Below are 15,329 nucleotides of genomic sequence, written 5' to 3' on the forward strand. Positions count from 1 at the left end.
CCCGACGGTTCCCCGCCCGCCCCCTCACTCAGCGGCCGAGCAGGGCGATCAGTCCGTCCGCCAACTCCGTGCGCCAGCACAGGTAGTCGTGGCCGCCATTGAACTCGCCGTAGCTGAACTCGTAACCCTTGGCGGCCAGTACGTCCCGCAGTCGGCGGTTGGCAGGGAGCAGCACCCACTCCTGTTCGCCCGCCGACAGATGGAACCGGACCGGGACCTTCGGTGAGCTCTCCACCAGGCCGGACAGCCACTGGGCGTCCGGGCCGTCCGGCCACCAGAAAGAGCCCGACTGGGACAGCGCGTTCCCGAACCGGTGCGGCGCGCGCAGCGCGGCGTGCGCCGCCATCAGGCCGCCGAGGCTCTGGCCCGCCAGGACCGTACGGGCCGGGTCGGCGGTGACCGGCCAGTGCTCGGCGGCCCAGGGCAGCAGTTCGTCGCTGAGGAAGCGGACGAAGCTGTCGTTGCAGGCGAGTTCGGACCAGCGGGTGGCGCTGTCGAGAGACTCGGGGAGCAGCGCGATCAGCGGCGGGATGCGGCCGTCCGCGATCAGGTTGTCGAGGAGGACGGACACGCCGAGGCCGGGCTGCCACATCTCGCCGTCGAAGAGGACCAGGACCGGCAACTCGGCCTCGTGCGAGGGATCATGGCCGGGCGGGGTGTACGCCCAGACCCGGCGTTCGTTGCCGAGGGCGGCGCTGCGGACCGTGTGGACGGAGACCGCGCCGGCGGCGGCGTCGGTGGCGGCTGCCGAGCCGGCGTACGTACCGGTGCGCGGCTCCCAGGCGGAGCGGTCGGGGGAATCGGGGAGCTCCACGACCGAGAGCGGGTCGCCGCCCCAGCGGCGGGCAAGAGTAACGGGGTTGAGCGGGTCGCGTCGGTTCTGGCCGCGCAGCCACTGCCAGTAGGCGGCTGAGTCGCGTTCCGCCGGAGCGTCACCGCTGCCGCTGCCCTCGTCCACACACAGCGTGTACGTCGCCCGCCAGTCGGTCCGCATCCGCAGCGACCAGTGCCACACATCGGTGCCCGGCAGCCGGGTCAGCAGATTCGCCGCTGGATCGCGCGGGTCGAAGACCTTGTTGGGCATCGCGAGGACGGCGCGCGTCGCGTCCGTACCCCGCCAGAGGAAGGTGACGACCGCGTACGCGGGGTCGCCGTCCGGGTCCGGCTCGACAAGGGGGGCGCCCTGCGCCTCGGCCGTCCGCCAGAAGTCGCCGGCTCTCTGGGGCCTGGCCGCGAGCGCGGTGATCACGGGGCTTTCGGCGCGCTCGACCGGGGCGGGACGCGGCACGCTCGGCGGCCGGTTGGCGGTGGCGGTCGGCAGGGCGGACACGGGCATGCGGCACAGCTTCCGGTTGGCGGCTACAGGCAAAGATCAACTTAAGGTTAGGGCTACCTTACCTGCTGCCCGCGAAGCGTCTCCGCGCACGGCCGCGCACGGCCCACCAGCGACCCGACCAGCGACCCGACCAGCAGCCCCGGCAGCGACCCGAGCAGCAGCCCGAACAGCAGTCCCGGCGCCACCCCGAACAGGCTGACCGGAAGACCCCCTGTTCAGCGGCCACCCGACGCTGTTCCATGGTCATCGGGCGGTCACCGCAGCCGAGGTGGCCCAGGTAAACGAATGAGCGAGGACACCGTGGCCACGAGCGTGCGACGCACCACCCTCACCCTTCCCGCCGCGCAGATCGGCCCGGACAACCCGCTGCCGGCGCTGTGCCCGCTGGACGAGACGCACAGCATCGACGACCGGGCCCGCGCCGGACTCCCCTCCGCCATGGCCCGGCAGATCGGCTACGAGCCGCTGCGCTCCGTGCTGCCCGTCCGGCTGCGCGACGGCTACCGGCGCGAGCGCACCCCGACCGACCTCGACGCCATCGTGATCGAGAACGACCGGCTGCGCGCCACCGTGCTGCCCGGCCTCGGCGGTCGCGTGCACTCCCTGCTGCACAAGCCCACCGGCCGCGAACTCCTCTACCGCAACCCCGTCCTCCAGCCCGCCGCCTTCGCCCTCAACGGCGCCTGGTTCTCCGGCGGCATCGAGTGGAACATCGGCGCGACCGGCCACACCACACTCTCCTGCGCCCCGATGCACGCCGCCCGGGTGCCCGCCCCCGACGGCGGCGAGATGCTGCGCCTGTGGGAGTGGGAACGGCTGCGCGACCTGCCCTTCCAGGTCGACCTGTGGCTGCCCGACGGCTCCGACTTCCTGTACGTCGGCGTCCGCGTGCGCAATCCGCACGACCGCACCGTGCCGGTCTACTGGTGGTCCAACATCGCCGTCCCGGAGGGCGAGCGCACCCGCGTCCTCGCGCCCGCCGACGCGGCCTGGCACTACGGCTACGAGCGCAGCCTGCGCCGCGTCCCCGTCCCCGAGTCCGACGGCGTCGACCGCAGCTACCCGCTGCGCGGCGACTTCCCGGCCGACTACTTCTACGACGTACCCGACGGCGAGCGCCGCTGGATCGCCTCGCTCGACGAGGACGGCCAGGGGCTCGTCCAGACCTCGACCGATCTGCTGCGCGGGCGCAAGCTGTTCCTGTGGGGCAGCGGCGCGGGCGGCCGGCGCTGGCAGGAGTGGCTCACCGAGCCCGGCACCGGCGGCTACGCCGAGATTCAGGCCGGACTCGCCCGCACTCAGCTGGAACACGTACCGCTCGCGGCGGGCGAGGAGTTCGCCTGGCTGGAGGCGTACGGCCCGCTCGCGGCCGACCCGGCGGCCGTGCACGGCGACGACTGGACGGCGGCGTGCGCCGAGGCCGCCGGCCGGCTCGAAACGGCGCTGCCGCGCGCCGGCCTGGACGCCGTCTACGCCGCCTGGCGCCCGTACGCCGACGCCGAACCCAAGGAAAGCCTCGCGACCGGCTCCGGCTGGGGCGCGCTGGAGGTCGAGCGCGGCGGCTACGAACTGCCGGGCACGCCCTTCGAAGCGGCGACGCTGGGCGCGGAGCAGCAACCGTGGCTGAACCTGCTGCATACCGGAGCGCTGCCCGCGACCCCGCCCCCGGCCGGTCCGTCGCTGGTCGGTCCGCACTGGCGGGACCTGCTGGAGGCCGCGCCGTCGGACGTTCAGGGCGGCGGGGACGGGGACGTCGACTACCACTTGGGCGTGGCCCAATGGCACGCGGGCGACCGAGCGCAGGCGGTCCGCAGCTGGGAACGGTCGCTGCGGGTGGGCCCGACGCCCTGGGCGCTGCGCTGCCTCGCGGTGGCCGAGACCGAAGCGGGCGAGACGAGCCGCGCGGCGGACCGCTATCTGGAGGCGCTCGGCTGTCCGGCCGGAACCGGGCCGGGTACGGAGTCCGGAGCGGGCGGGGAGGGAGCCGGGGATGGGCGCGGCGAGCAGACCGGCGACGGGGGAGCGGTCGGCGGCGCGTGGGAACTCCTGCGCATCGCCCTCGCCCGCGAAGCGGTCCCCGCGCTGCTCGCCGACGGGCGCACCGAGGACGCGGCGGCGGTGCTCGCGCGGCTGCGCCCGGACGTCCGTGAGCGCGGCCGATTCCAACTCCTGCACGCGCAAGTGCTGTTGGCGCAGGGCGATGCGGCGAGTGCCCGCGCGGTCTTCGACCGCGGCTTCGAGGTGGACGACCTGCGCGAGGGCGACGAGTCGCTCGACGCGACCTGGCACGCCATCGCCGAGCGGCTGACGGCGGGCGACGGGCCGCTCACCGAGGACGTACGGGCCAGGGCGCGCGCCGAACACCCGCTGCCCGCGCGGTACGAGTACCGGATACGGCCCGCGATCGGCCGGCAGAGCTGACGAGGGGTGGCGAGGTGGAGCGCCGCCGCGTCGCGCCCGTGCCGCCGCTACACCTCCTGGCGCCGGTCGACGTATTCGAAGACCGCGCCGTCCGGGTGCCGGGCGACCAGATTGCGGCCGATGGGGGTGGGCAGCGGCCCGGCGATGATCTGCGCGCCGACGGCCCGCAGATCGGCCGCGGCCTCGTCCACGTCCTTCACCGCGAGGGTCGCCACGATCCTGCGCAGGACGGACAGTTCACGTTCCGGACCGCTCATGAGGAAGAAGCAGCAGACCGCCGCGACCGAGACGCTGCCCCGCTGGAAGCGCAGCGCCTCGGTCCCGGTCAGCCGTTCGTAGACACTGATCGCGGCGTCCAGATCGTCGACGCACACCCGTAGCGAAGTCCCCAAGATGTCCATACGGAGCAGCCTAGTTGGACCAACTCAGGCGCGGCAGAGGATCTCGCCGTGCAGCACGCTGAACCATCCTGACGGCTCGTCGCCCCACTCCCGCCACGCGTCGGCGATGCGGCGCAGCGTGTCGCCGGTGGCGTGGCCGCCGTCGACCGCGAGTGCGGCGTAGGCCGATTTGGTCGTACGGTCCGCCCACAGGCCGCTCCACCAGGCGCGGTCCTCGGGGGTCGCGTAGCACCAGACCCCGGCCGTCGGGGTGATGTCGGTGAAGCCCGCTTCCCGCGCCCAGGCCAGCATCCGGCGCCCGGCGTCGGGCTGGCCTCCGTTGGACCGGGCGACCCGTCCGTAGAGCTCCAGCCATTCCTCGAGTGCGGGGGGCTCCGGGTACCAGGCCATGGCGCTGTAGTCCGCGTCGCGGGCGGCGACGATTCCGCCCGGCTTGCACACCCGCCGCATCTCGGCCAGCGCTCTGACCGGGTCGCCGAGGTGCTGGAGCACCTGGTGGGCGTGGACGACGTCGAAGGAGTCGTCCGGGAAGTCCAGGTCCTGCGCGTCCGCGACCGCGAAGCGGACGGTGTCCAGGCCGCGCCGGTCCGCGCTCGCGCGGGCCGTCTCCAGGACGTCCGGCGCGGCGTCGACGGCCGTCACCGGGCCCGGCGCGACGAGTTCGGCGAGGTCGGCGGTGACGGTGCCGGGCCCGCAGCCCACATCGAGGAGCGAGTGGCCCGGCCGCAGCTCGTCCAGCAGGTAGGCCGCGGAGTTCGCGGCGGTGCGCCAGCGGTGCGAGCGCAGGACGGACTCATGGTGTCCGTGGGTGTAGACGGCAGGGTGTTCGGGCACGGGAGATTCCCTCGATCCGGAGCGAGCGGCGAGCACGTCGGGAGTGCGGGGGCACTCGGGACGTGCCGCCGACGGTACGCGCTTGTCTCGGATGGCGAGAGTTCCATCTCATTATTCGGGCAGCAGGCGGTACACGGTCAACGCCTCGTTCAGCTTGTCGATAACCAACTCGCCGTCGGACAGAGCCACTTCCCCGTCGAAGGCGAGATGCGTCCCGGGCTCTATGCCGGCGATGGTGAGCCTGCGCAGTCGCGCCCTGCCGTGCACGGGGGAGTGCCGCAGGGCTCCGGTCAGGGCCGCTGTCAGCAGCCGGGTACGGGCCAGCCGGCCACCGTGCACGACGCGGACGTCCAGCACCCCGTCGGCCAGATCGTGCCGGCGCACCGGCGCGAGACCCACGCCCCGGTAGGTGCAGTTGCCGACGAAGAGCAGCCACAGCGAGCGCCGCCGGCCGTTGACCATGACATTGACCGGCTCGGAGGTGCGCAGCACCTGCACGGCGGCGAGCAGCCCGGCGGGCCACGCGCCGATCCGGCCGGCCCACCGCTCCCGCACCCGCACCAGTTCGGGGTAGGAACCGAGGCTGAAGGTGTTCAGAAAGTAGGAAGCGCCGCTCTCACCCGACTCGGTCGCGGTGCCGGCCCCGGCAGCGCCGCCCGACCACGGCTGGAAGCGGGCCATGTCGACCGAGACGGCTTCGCCGCTCTCCACCGCCCGGCAGGCGTCGGCGATCGACTCGATGTCCAGGTCGTACGCGAAGTGGTTGTGCGTCCCGCCGGGCAGCACCGCGAGCGGCAGGCCGTGGCGGACGGCGACCGAAGCGGCGGCGTTGACCGTGCCGTCGCCGCCCAGCACGCCGAGCGCGCCGCCGAGTTCCACGGCCCGCGCCGCCGCTGTCTCCAGCGCCTTGTCCAGCGGCTCGCAGCCCTCCGTGCCGCACTCCACGATCTCCGCCATCGGCAGCGCCCTGCGCACCTCCGCGGCCGGTTCGGCGCGCGCCGAGGTCCGCTGGCCGGACGACGCGTTCGCCACCAGCACCAGCCCGCGCCCACCCGGCAGCGCGGGCGCGTCGGCCTGCGGGCGCGCCGGGGGCGCGAGCTGCGAGCGGGTCGGCGCGAGGCCGCGCACCGCGAGCGCCGCGCCCACCCCGAGAGCGGCCCCGGCGAGGACGTCGCCCGGGTAGTGCACGCCCGTATAGATCCGGGAGAACGCGACCGATCCGGCCAGCGGCAGCAGCGCCAGGCCCCACCAGCGGTTCTCGAAGGCGACCCCGGCGGTGAAGGCCGCGGCCGAGGCGGCGTGCCCGGACGGGAAGGAGGTGGTGAAAGGCTGCCGCTTCACCTGCCGGATGGCCGGCACCGCGTCGAGCAGCGGCCTGGCGCGCCGCACCGAGCGCTTGCCGAGCGTGTTCACCGTCGCGGACGCCACCGCGAGGGAAGCCACACCGCGCAGGGCCGCGCGCCGCGCCGGCCGGCCGCCGAGCGCCGCCGCGCCGGCTGCCACGCCGAACCACAGCAGGCCGTGGTTGGCGCTGTGGCTGAGCCTCGGCAGTACCCGTTCGGCTCCGGGCCATCGGCGGGATGCCACTTGCTGGAAAATCGTCCGGTCCCAATTGCTGAGCTGTTGTCTCATGTCGGTCATCATGCCAACCACCTACCCGGCGGCTGCGAGCCGATGCGGCGCGCTGCGGGCGGCGGGGGTCCGCCGGGCCCCGGGCACGGGGGGTGCGGCCGTGCCGGCGCTGTCGGCCGAGGCCCCTGCGGGAGGAGGGGCTCCGGTCCGTGGGCGGGTGCCCGGGGGCCCGGTCTTCGCCCTGGTCATGAGCCTCGGACCCGGCTCGGGGTGCGGGATTCCGCGCGTCCGGGCCCGGTCGTCGAGGGCCGGGCCGCGTCACCTCCGTACGGCGTCACCTCCGGGCCGCGTCACTTCCGTACGGCTCCGGCGGCTCCGTACAGCACCGGCTTTGTCACCGCCGCGCCGCCTCCGTACCGCGCATCCTCCGTACCGCGTCACCGCCGCGAGCCGTCACCGCCGCGAGCCGTCGTCGGCCTCCGGCCAGCCGTCCGGCGCGGCCTCGCCGATCCGGGCCGGCACCGAGTCGGGGTCCTGCGCCTGCGCCACATCGCTGATGCTCACCACCCCCACTGGATGGCCGCCCTCGACGACCGGCAGCCGTCGCACGGCGTTCAGCCGCATCAGCGTGGCCGCCGTGGCGAGGTCGTCGTCCGGTCCGACGCAGACCGGTTCCGGGGTGCACACCGACTGGCAGCTGACCGTCAGCGGGTCCGCTCCGTCGGCGACCGCGCGGAGCGCGATGTCCCGGTCGGTGACCACTCCCAGCAGGACGCCGTCCTTCGCGACCAGCACATCGCCGATGTCCTGGGCGCGCATGAGTTGGGCCGCCTCGACGAGCGAGGCGTCCGGCCTCACCGACGCCACCGCCGACGTCATCACGTCCCTCACGAACCGTGCCATGGCTTTCGCCTTCCCTCGCTCGAGCTGATTCCGTCGCGGTTCCTCCGGCGTCGCGGGGCCGGGCCGGGGAGCTGCGGCGGATGGTGTGGCTCCGGGCGCGAGTACCCGGTCGGGGGCCGCTGACACGGGGTCGGCGCGGCCCGCGCGGACGAGCCGTCCGCGCGCGGGAAAGGCGCTCGTGCCCCGCGTTCGCGGCCGGTCATGATGTAGCCATGCAGATCAGAGGAGCGACCCCCGAGGACTGGCCGGCGATCTGGCCCTTCCTGCGCGCCATCGTCGCCGCGGGCGACACCTACACCTGGCCCCGCGACGTCTCCGAGGAGCAGGCCCGGGGGATGTGGATGCTGACCGCGCCGGGCAGCCGCACGGTCGTGGCGGTCGACCCCGACGGGACCGTGCTCGGCACGGCGAAGATGAACCCCAACCACATGGGCCCCGCCGCGCACATCGCCAGCGCCAGTTTCATGGTCGATCCCGGTCACTCGGGGCGGGGCGTCGGGCGGGCCCTCGGCGAGTACGTCGTCGAGTGGGCGCGCGCGGAGGGCTTCCGGGCGATGCAGTTCAACGCGGTCGTGGAGACCAACACCCGGGCGGTCGCGCTGTGGCGCTCCCTCGGCTTCGAGGTGCTGGGCACGCTGCCGGAGGGCTTCCTGCACCCGGAGAAGGGCTACGTCGGGCTGCACATCATGCACCGGTTCCTCTGAGGGCCTCCTCTGCGGGCCTCCTCCGAGGGTGCCGCTTCCGCCGAGGGTGCCGCTTCCGCCGAGCGCGGCGCCGGGGCGTCCGCGTCACATCAATACGTTGCGGAATCAGCGCAACCACCACCCGGGGGTCGGATGCCTTGAGGGTGTGAGCACTGCGGCCACCGCACGGATGTCCTCCGTTCCGAGTGTGTTCACGGGTGTCATGGACCGCAACAGCCCGCCCCTGTCCTGAGCGCCACCCCGAGCACCACTGGAGGAACCGTGCGTCATCGACGCCGCATCATCACCGGCCCAGGACCGCGGCCATGGTCGCGCTGGTCGCCGGATCGGCCGTACTGGCGGTGCAGGCCGGAGCCGCACCGGGCGGCGCGGACGGTTCGGCCCCCGCGCGGAGCCCCGGCGCGGGCACCTCGAGCGCGGCCCGCCCCGCCGGGCTCGCGCCCCAGGCGGACTTCAACAAGGACGGCTACGAGGACTTCGCCGTCTCCGCCCCCAAGGGGGCCGTCGGCGGCAAGGCCAAGGCGGGCTATGCCGCCGTCGTCTACGGCTCCGCCAACGGCGCCGACACCGGCCACCGGCAGATCCTCGACCTGGACAGCCCCGGCGTCGCGGGCGAGGCGATGGCCGAGGACAAGTTCGGCAGCCGCACCGTCGCCCGTGACTTCAACGGCGACGGCTTCACCGACCTGGCCGTGCACGCCGACAACTACTACGAGATGGACCGGCGCTTCGTCACGATCCTCTGGGGCGCGAAGGACGGGCTGACCTCGGGGGCCCTGCTCACCGACAGCAAGGGCGCCGAGGGTGAGGACATGGCCGGCGGCGACTTCAACGGTGACGGCAAGGCGGACCTCGGCGTCGGGGCGCCGGGCGAAGACGGGCCTGTCGACACGGGGTCCGGGGACATGGGTGCGGCTTGGGTGCTGCCGGGTGCGGCCGGCGGGCTGACCACGAAGGGCGCCGTCTCCTTCGCCCCGAGCGATCTCGGGGCGCCGGGGGCGGGGGCCGCGCTGGGGCTCTGGACTGCGGAGTAGGCATGCTGCCCGCTCGGTGGAGGCCGCGTCCCGGACCGTTGGTGCGGTGACCGCCCGGTGGACGGGTGTCCTCAAACTCCCCCAGCCTTCGGCCGGGAGGTGCCCCCAGGACGGGCTGAATTTTCAGCCTTTCCCCCGGGAGGCGCCCCCAGGCGTTGGAGGACACGTCCACCGGGCGCGTAACCCGGTGCGACCTCGCCGGCCACCGCGCTATGGACCGCCCGGTCCAACCCGCATCCCGTACTCCAACTCGTACAGATGCCCCGCCTTCACCATCACCGAGACCTCGATCGGCCGGTCCGCGTCCGAGTACACGACGCGCGCGGTGCGCAGCACGCAGACCTCGGCGGGCAGTTCGAGCGCGAGGACTTCCTCGGTCGTCGGCGGGCGCACCGAGATGCGGTCGACGAACCTCCGCGGCGGGTAGCCCAGTTCGGTGAGCAGGGTGGGCGATCCGCCCCGGATGCGGCGGCGGTCGGTCAGCCGGGTGCCGACGGCCAGGTCGGCGGGGTAGTAGGAGTGCACGAGTTCGGCGGGCTCCTCGTCCAGCAGCAGAAGGCGGCGGCGGAGCACGGCGCGTTTGTCGGCGGGGAGTTCGAGCGCCTGCGCGATATCGCGCGGCGGCTGGAGCTCCGCGACCTCCAGGATGCGGCTGGCCCCGGTCATCGACCGGGCGGCGGCCTCCGGCATCCAGGCGTAGGGCTCGCCGGTGCGGGACGGCGGCATGTACGCGGCGGGGACGATGCTGTGGTGCGGCTGAGCGCGGACGAACACGCCCTTGCCCGGCCGGCCTACGGCCAGGCCCTCGGCCTTGAGCACCTGGAGCGCCTTCTGCACGGTGGTGCCGACGACGTCGAACTCCGCCATGAGCTGCTGGGTGGAGGGAAGTTGCACGCCGGGCGCGAGCCGGCCGGACATGATCCGGTCCCGCAGGAGCGCGGCGATCTGCTGGTGGGCGGGTCGGGTGTCGGTCCAGTGAGCCACGTTCAGCCGAGCCGCAGCCGGTAGTGCACCGCGCGATCCCTCGCGGTCATGGTCATCACACACGCCTCCATCGGACGTTCATCACCGGCGAAGACAATACGTGACAGGACCATGACCGGCTCCCGGTCGCCGAGCCCCAGGGCCGCGCGCTCGGCCTCGCTCGGCATCCGTGCCGTGACGCTCTCCTCGGCCCGCCCGGCCACGTAGCCCAGCTCCGCGAGCAGCGAGACCGCCCCGCCCGGAACCTTTCCGGCCTCGGCCAGCCCGGTGCCCGCCGCGATCCGGGCCGGGTAGTACGAGTCGGCGAGCTCCACCGGTGCGCCGTCCAGCAGGATCAGCCGGCGGCGCACGATGGCCTCCTCGTCGTCCGCGAGCCCCAGGCCGCGGGCCACGTCGGCGGGCGGGATCACCGCGCCGGCGTCCAGCAGCCGCTGGCCGCCGCGCCGGTTCGACTCCGCAGCCTCCCGGGCCCAGGCGTCCGGCGCGCCCCGCTCCCCGGGGGTCAGATATCGCGCGGATTCGCTCTCCCACTCATACTGCGCCACCAGCACACACCCCACTTCCGAGAACGGCCTTCAACGCTACAACTGGCGTCTCGGTACCGGTGGCATGACACCTTGCCACCTTAAGTCGGTACGCCTTAAGGTATTCGGTTGTGAGCTTCGCGACACTTGGCGCGAAGCGCTCTCGCGAGGGGATCCATGGAGCCACCACAGCCCGCACCCATCCCACCCGACAGCGCCCGGCGGTTCTTCGAGCGTAAGTCCGAATCGGTGGGCTGCGCCCGCTCGTTCGCCGAGGAGGTCCTCGCCCACTGGAAGGTCACGCACCGCACGGACGATCTGCGGCTGTGCGCCTCGGAGCTGGCCACCAACGCACTGCTGCACGGCACTCCGCGGGGGCGCGGCTTCCTGCTCGAACTCACCCTGGATAACGGTGCGGTGACCCTGGAGGTGCACGACAGCTCGCCCGCGCCGCCCGCTGTCGACCACCCCGCGGACGACGACGTGCACGGCCGCGGCCTGCTGCTCGTCGAGGCGCTCGCCGACCGCTGGGGCACCTCGCGGCGGCAGCCGTTCGGGAAGGTCGTCTGGGCCGTGTTCGATCTCGACGCACGCGACCGGCTGGGCGATCTCCGCGAGTCGGGCGGCTTCGACGGGCACGGCACGCTTGACGCGCACGGCGCCCTCGGCGTGCGCGGCGCCGAGTCGCCCGCACCGGCGCGGCGGCCGTCGCACCCGTTGCGGTGACGGCAGCCGTCGCGGTGACGGCATCCGGTGCGTTGATCACGCGCGGTGCGTGGTCAGCGCGGCCGAACCGGCGACCGGAAGCCGGGCGACGGCCCCCGCCGGGCATTCGTTTAGCGCAATCTTCGGGGGGCAGGCGAACCCCGTGCTTCGGACTGAAGGCACGCCCGCGGGAACAGCTCCGGCTGTCCCGAGCGTGTCTCGGCCTCTGTCCGAAACCGGTTCCCGCGGTGACCGTACGTCCACCGTTGAGGGAGCCGGAAGATGACGCCCGTAGGAGCACGCCGGAAGCACTCGCACGACGACGCGCCGGACACCGCGGCCGCCTTCGTGCGCATCATGGAACTCCAGGACGGCCCGGAGCGCGAGGCCCTGCGCCAGGAGGTCGTACGCGCCTGGCTCCCGATGGCCGACCGGCTCGCCCGGCGCTTCCGCAACCGCGGCGAGTCCATCGAGGACCTGCGGCAAGTGGCTTCGCTCGGCCTGGTCAAGGCCGTGATGCGGTACGACCCCTCGCAGGGGACGGCCTTCGAGAGCTTCGCGGTGCCGACCGTCGTCGGTGAGGTCAAGCGGCACTTCCGCGACCACATGTGGGGGCTCCATGTGCCGCGCCGGGTACAGGAGTTGCGCAACCGGGTACGGACGGCCAAGCAGGAGATGGCCCTGTCCTCGACCGGCGGCAGCCCGCGCGTCGACGAGATCGCCCGGCACGCCGGGATGTCCGAGGACGAGGTGCGGCTCGGCATGGAGGCGCTGGAGAGCTACGCCACGCTCTCGCTGGACGCCGAACTGACGAGCGCGGACGACCATTACGCGCTGCTCGACACGCTCGGCGGCACCGACCCCGGCTTCCAGCTGGTCGTCGACCGCGAGGCGCTCAAGCCCAAGCTGCGTCAACTCCCGGAGCGGGAGCGGGAGATCCTCTACTTGCGGTTCTTCTGCGATATGACGCAGAGCCGGATCGCCGAGAAGCTGGGCATCTCGCAGATGCATGTCTCCCGGCTGATCAGCCGCACCTGCGACCGGCTCTGCGCGCAGGTCCGCGAGGAGGAGACGAGGATGGCCGCGTAACCGGCCGGCCAGGGACAGCTTCCCGGCCCGTAAGCCCGTAGCCCGCGCGGTCCCCCAGCCGATTGGCTCGCAGCGCACCCAGTCCGTATCCGGCGGCGGCCGGCCCGTAGCCATCGGCGGTCCGCCGCTCTCCCAGCCGTCGGCCCTGGATCGCCGGTCAGCCCTTCGCGCGGGTCAGGGCGAGCGCCAGATGCCGGGACATCCGGTCCACGGCGCCCGCCTCGGCCAGCTCGAAGGCGCGGCGGCCACCCGTACGGAAGAGCGTGAGCACGCCCCGCACCGCTCCCGAGGGCAGTCGCAGCGGCACGCACAGCAGCGAGGTCACCGAGGCGCGCACCAGCACGGCCGCCCCGCCGGCGTCCAGGCCGAACGCCTCCACGTCCTCCGGCCGCACCTGGAGGGAGGACGCGCCCGCACGGGCCGCCTCGACCACCAACGGGCAGTCGGTCGGTTCCTGTTCGCGCACTGCGGCGATGCGGTCCGCGTCCTGACCAGCTACGTCCGCCTCAGCAGCCGAGTCAGCCGGGTCGGCCGCGTCCCGCTCCGCGGCGTCGCCGCCGTCCTCACCCGGCGGGCCGAGGGTCACGACGCGGCGCAGCCGCCCGCCGTCCGGGCCGACGAGGTCGACCACCACCCAGTCGGCGAACCGCCCGTGCAGCACCCCGGCGGCCCGCTCCACCACTGTCTCGGGCGTGCCGCCCCGCCGTTGCAGGAGGGCGGTCGTCATCTCGTCCAGCAGATCCATCAGTTCGGCGTTGCGGCTGACCTCCGCCAGCACGGTCACGGCCGCGCGCTTGTGGCCGGCTCCCCGCGGGAGGTCCCGGCCCGCCCCGCCGCGGGTGCCCGGCATCCGGTCGGAGGCGCCGTGGAACACCGCGAGCACCGCGGTCCGCGTCTCCCGCGGCGGACGCAGCGCGGTGAGCGTGGCCCGCAGCGCGCCGTCCCCGCTGGCTGTCGCTTCTGCCCCGGCGGCACCGGAGTTGACGCCGGGAGCGCCGCTCTGCGGTGCTCGCAGCAGTTGGACGACGAGGCCGCGATCGCCCTCGCCCCGTGCCACGGCGGCCACTTGGGAACGGAACACGGCCCGGCCGCTGTGCCCGAGCGACCCGGTCAGGGCGCGCCCCGTCGCGTACCCGGCGCGCATCCCGAACAGCTGCGTGGCGGCGAAGTTGAGACGCCGTACGACCGCCTCGTGGTCCAACAGCGCGACAGCGAGCGGCAGTCGCTGGAAGAGCGCGCGCAGCAGTTGCTGCTCCTGGCCGTTGGAGTGGTCGCCGGGCGGACGCCTGGCCCCGGCGAGCTCCTCGTAGCGCGGCCACAGGACGTCCGCCGCGTGCTGGAGCTCAAAAAGAGCGGCGTCCAAAACGGACAGCCGCTCGGGGGCCGGCAGCGCACGCGCGGTGCGCAACTCTTCCACCCGTCTACGGAAGTCGACGAGCTCGGCTCCGAAATCTTCGGCCTGGGGCATGCTCATAAGGTATCCGCTGCGTGAGGCCATGGGGTCAGGTCGCGGCAGGTCATGCCAAGTCCCCCGGCGTGCCCGGGGCATACCCGGTGGTGCGTCCCGGACGGGCTCGCAAACGCCGTCAACTGGCGGGCGCGGTACCGTTTTACGGCTATCAGGAAGGGCATCGGCAGAGTTGAAGGTCCGGAGCTCGCCAGCACGGTATCGAAGACGGTGAAGACGGTATCGAAGGGAGTCACCCCAGCCATGCCAGCGATCCAGGCGCACACCGAGTTCGGCCGCTTCCCCGAAGAGGGGTCGGCGGTGCGCAGTCTCGCCCAGCTCGCCGAGCAGGCCGTCCGGTACAACCCCCAGTGCTGCGGCGCGTCCGCGACGGCTCGTTCCGAGGGCGGCGCCGAGCCGCCGATGGCCGTCACCCACCCCGATCTGTCCCCGCTCGTCGTCGTGCAGTGGGAGTGCGGCGAGGGCCCCATCCCCGCCGCGCTCGACACCGGCCTGCCGGTCGGGGCGGAGGACCTGCTGATGGACCACCGCTGGCCGGAGTACCGGGCGGAGGCCCTCGAAGCGGGCATCCGGTCCAGCGCGACTCTTCCGTACCACCACGACGGGCTGACCGTCACCGTCACCCTCTACGGATTCCGGCCCGGCGTGATCGGGGAGAAGACGCGCAGTGTCACCGCCCTGCTCGGTGACCTCGCGACCACCGGCCTGGCCCGGGAACGCCGCTACCGCGCGGCGCTCGCGGAAGTCGACCAGCTCGACACCGCCCTGCGCACGCGCCCCGTCGTCGACCAGGCGTGCGGCATTCTCATGTACGTGCTGGAGTGCGACGCGGACGCGGCCTTCGACATCCTGCGCCGAATGTCGCAGCGCACCAACCGTAAATTGTCCGACTTGGCCCAGGCCCTCGTCCGCACCCGCGGTCGCGGCATCGAGGCGGAGCTGACCAGGCTCGCTCCGAAGGAGCGCGGGGTTCCCGGAGCCGCGCCCCGCTGAGAGCGGCCCCCGGTCCGGCTCGCCGGCCGCGCCGCGGCCTGCGGTGGCGTGTGACCCTGGCCCGGTCGGGCAAACGTCCGCCGACGACGTGTCGTCCCGTTGCCGGGCCGCCGGGATCTGCGAAGGTGGATATGCGCGCACTTGTGTGATGGGCCCATGATCCACCCGTCGTCGGAGGTACGGATGCAGCGGACCGACCCGGGGTCCGACCCGGCCCCGGACGCCGATCAGGGACCCGGGCCCGACCCGGCCCCGGCGAGAGCCTCGCCCCCGCTCCCCGCCCCGCCCCCCACCCCCGCCCCGCCGATCCTCCCCCCGCTGGCCGCGCGGCACGCCGCGCCCGCCCGCCGCCCGGAGCCCG

Annotated in this window: 15 protein-coding genes and 1 pseudogene; 7 read left to right on the forward strand and 9 right to left on the reverse strand. The window is 73.6% G+C overall.

Annotation, left to right across the window (positions count from 1 at the left end):
* Positions 1 to 28 precede the first annotated feature (28 nt).
* Together fes and QMK28_RS11715 are read right to left on the reverse strand one after the other, a co-directional pair.
* Positions 29 to 1,336 (reverse strand): enterochelin esterase, encoded by a 1,308-nt coding sequence (fes, locus tag QMK28_RS11710; protein ID WP_326437020.1) that lies wholly within the window; start codon positions 1,334 to 1,336, stop codon positions 29 to 31.
* A gap of 53 nt (positions 1,337 to 1,389) precedes the next feature.
* Positions 1,390 to 1,521 carry a hypothetical protein gene (locus QMK28_RS11715; protein WP_326437021.1) on the reverse strand — a complete coding sequence of 44 codons (132 nt, stop codon included), beginning with the start codon at positions 1,519 to 1,521 and terminating at the stop codon, positions 1,390 to 1,392.
* 100 nt (positions 1,522 to 1,621) lie between these two features.
* On the opposite strand from QMK28_RS11715, the gene QMK28_RS11720 reads away from it, so the two are divergent.
* Entirely contained in the window at positions 1,622 to 3,757 is a 2,136-nt protein-coding gene (locus QMK28_RS11720; RefSeq protein ID WP_326437022.1) for a DUF5107 domain-containing protein, read from the forward strand.
* A gap of 47 nt (positions 3,758 to 3,804) precedes the next feature.
* Here QMK28_RS11720 and QMK28_RS11725 read toward each other — a convergent pair whose 3' ends face one another.
* The 4 genes from QMK28_RS11725 to QMK28_RS11740 all read right to left on the reverse strand — a co-directional run bounded on the left by QMK28_RS11725 (position 3,805) and on the right by QMK28_RS11740 (position 7,467).
* Positions 3,805 to 4,158, reverse strand: coding sequence for a VOC family protein (locus QMK28_RS11725; protein ID WP_326437023.1), 354 nt, complete (start codon positions 4,156 to 4,158; stop codon positions 3,805 to 3,807).
* 24 nt (positions 4,159 to 4,182) lie between these two features.
* The gene (locus tag QMK28_RS11730) at positions 4,183 to 4,992 is read right to left on the reverse strand and encodes a class I SAM-dependent methyltransferase (protein WP_326437024.1); all 810 of its coding nucleotides are present in this window, start codon (positions 4,990 to 4,992) and stop codon (positions 4,183 to 4,185) included.
* 111 nt (positions 4,993 to 5,103) lie between these two features.
* On the reverse strand, positions 5,104 to 6,624 hold the full coding sequence (locus QMK28_RS11735) for a bifunctional phosphatase PAP2/diacylglycerol kinase family protein (protein WP_326437025.1): 1,521 nt from the start codon (positions 6,622 to 6,624) through the stop codon (positions 5,104 to 5,106).
* A gap of 393 nt (positions 6,625 to 7,017) precedes the next feature.
* Entirely contained in the window at positions 7,018 to 7,467 is a 450-nt protein-coding gene (locus QMK28_RS11740) for a CBS domain-containing protein (RefSeq protein ID WP_326437026.1), read from the reverse strand.
* 212 nt (positions 7,468 to 7,679) lie between these two features.
* Here QMK28_RS11740 and QMK28_RS11745 point away from each other — a divergent pair, with 212 nt between their 5' ends.
* Positions 7,680 to 8,171, forward strand: a complete 492-nt coding sequence (locus tag QMK28_RS11745) for a GNAT family N-acetyltransferase (protein WP_326437027.1) — start codon at positions 7,680 to 7,682, stop codon at positions 8,169 to 8,171.
* A gap of 305 nt (positions 8,172 to 8,476) precedes the next feature.
* Positions 8,477 to 9,205, forward strand: a complete 729-nt coding sequence (locus tag QMK28_RS11750) for a VCBS repeat-containing protein (protein WP_326437028.1) — start codon at positions 8,477 to 8,479, stop codon at positions 9,203 to 9,205.
* A gap of 210 nt (positions 9,206 to 9,415) precedes the next feature.
* Here the strand turns inward: QMK28_RS11750 and QMK28_RS11755 are convergent, their stop codons facing one another.
* Both QMK28_RS11755 and QMK28_RS11760 read right to left on the reverse strand, forming a co-directional pair.
* On the reverse strand, positions 9,416 to 10,189 hold the full coding sequence (locus tag QMK28_RS11755) for a GntR family transcriptional regulator (protein WP_326437029.1): 774 nt from the start codon (positions 10,187 to 10,189) through the stop codon (positions 9,416 to 9,418).
* 2 nt (positions 10,190 to 10,191) lie between these two features.
* On the reverse strand, positions 10,192 to 10,734 hold the full coding sequence (locus tag QMK28_RS11760) for a GntR family transcriptional regulator (protein WP_326437030.1): 543 nt from the start codon (positions 10,732 to 10,734) through the stop codon (positions 10,192 to 10,194).
* A gap of 156 nt (positions 10,735 to 10,890) precedes the next feature.
* On the opposite strand from QMK28_RS11760, the gene QMK28_RS11765 reads away from it, so the two are divergent.
* Both QMK28_RS11765 and QMK28_RS11770 read left to right on the forward strand, forming a co-directional pair.
* The gene (locus tag QMK28_RS11765) at positions 10,891 to 11,439 is read left to right on the forward strand and encodes an ATP-binding protein (protein WP_326437031.1); all 549 of its coding nucleotides are present in this window, start codon (positions 10,891 to 10,893) and stop codon (positions 11,437 to 11,439) included.
* Positions 11,440 to 11,700: 261 nt separating this feature from the next.
* Positions 11,701 to 12,507 carry a SigB/SigF/SigG family RNA polymerase sigma factor gene (locus QMK28_RS11770; protein WP_326437032.1) on the forward strand — a complete coding sequence of 269 codons (807 nt, stop codon included), beginning with the start codon at positions 11,701 to 11,703 and terminating at the stop codon, positions 12,505 to 12,507.
* A gap of 157 nt (positions 12,508 to 12,664) precedes the next feature.
* Here the strand turns inward: QMK28_RS11770 and QMK28_RS11775 are convergent, their stop codons facing one another.
* Positions 12,665 to 13,975: a diguanylate cyclase gene (locus QMK28_RS11775; RefSeq protein WP_326437033.1), complete on the reverse strand. Its 1,311-nt coding sequence runs from the start codon at positions 13,973 to 13,975 to the stop codon at positions 12,665 to 12,667.
* A gap of 243 nt (positions 13,976 to 14,218) precedes the next feature.
* Here QMK28_RS11775 and QMK28_RS11780 point away from each other — a divergent pair, with 243 nt between their 5' ends.
* Both QMK28_RS11780 and QMK28_RS11785 read left to right on the forward strand, forming a co-directional pair.
* The gene (locus QMK28_RS11780) at positions 14,219 to 14,968 is read left to right on the forward strand and encodes an ANTAR domain-containing response regulator (protein ID WP_326437034.1); all 750 of its coding nucleotides are present in this window, start codon (positions 14,219 to 14,221) and stop codon (positions 14,966 to 14,968) included.
* A 156-nt stretch (positions 14,969 to 15,124) separates the two neighbouring features.
* A pseudogene (locus QMK28_RS11785) lies at positions 15,125 to 15,329 on the forward strand (hypothetical protein); the annotation flags it as partial.

The organism is Streptomyces sp. H27-D2 (assembly GCF_035828615.1).
Taxonomy (GTDB): Bacteria; Actinomycetota; Actinomycetes; order Streptomycetales; family Streptomycetaceae; genus Streptomyces.

What these genes read in the sequence shown, in the direction of transcription:
- QMK28_RS11745 (WP_326437027.1), top strand. Translation starts at nt 7,680, where the DNA reads ATGCAGATCAGAGGAGCGACCCCCGAGGACTGGCCGGCGATCTGGCCC.
- QMK28_RS11725 (WP_326437023.1), bottom strand. Translation starts at nt 4,158, where the DNA reads ATGGACATCTTGGGGACTTCGCTACGGGTGTGCGTCGACGATCTGGAC.
- QMK28_RS11720 (WP_326437022.1), top strand. Translation starts at nt 1,622, where the DNA reads ATGAGCGAGGACACCGTGGCCACGAGCGTGCGACGCACCACCCTCACC.
- QMK28_RS11740 (WP_326437026.1), bottom strand. Translation starts at nt 7,467, where the DNA reads ATGGCACGGTTCGTGAGGGACGTGATGACGTCGGCGGTGGCGTCGGTG.
- QMK28_RS11765 (WP_326437031.1), top strand. Translation starts at nt 10,891, where the DNA reads ATGGAGCCACCACAGCCCGCACCCATCCCACCCGACAGCGCCCGGCGG.
- fes (WP_326437020.1), bottom strand. Translation starts at nt 1,336, where the DNA reads ATGCCCGTGTCCGCCCTGCCGACCGCCACCGCCAACCGGCCGCCGAGC.
- QMK28_RS11780 (WP_326437034.1), top strand. Translation starts at nt 14,219, where the DNA reads ATGCCAGCGATCCAGGCGCACACCGAGTTCGGCCGCTTCCCCGAAGAG.
- QMK28_RS11770 (WP_326437032.1), top strand. Translation starts at nt 11,701, where the DNA reads ATGACGCCCGTAGGAGCACGCCGGAAGCACTCGCACGACGACGCGCCG.
- QMK28_RS11750 (WP_326437028.1), top strand. Translation starts at nt 8,477, where the DNA reads ATGGTCGCGCTGGTCGCCGGATCGGCCGTACTGGCGGTGCAGGCCGGA.
- QMK28_RS11735 (WP_326437025.1), bottom strand. Translation starts at nt 6,624, where the DNA reads ATGAGACAACAGCTCAGCAATTGGGACCGGACGATTTTCCAGCAAGTG.
- QMK28_RS11775 (WP_326437033.1), bottom strand. Translation starts at nt 13,975, where the DNA reads ATGCCCCAGGCCGAAGATTTCGGAGCCGAGCTCGTCGACTTCCGTAGA.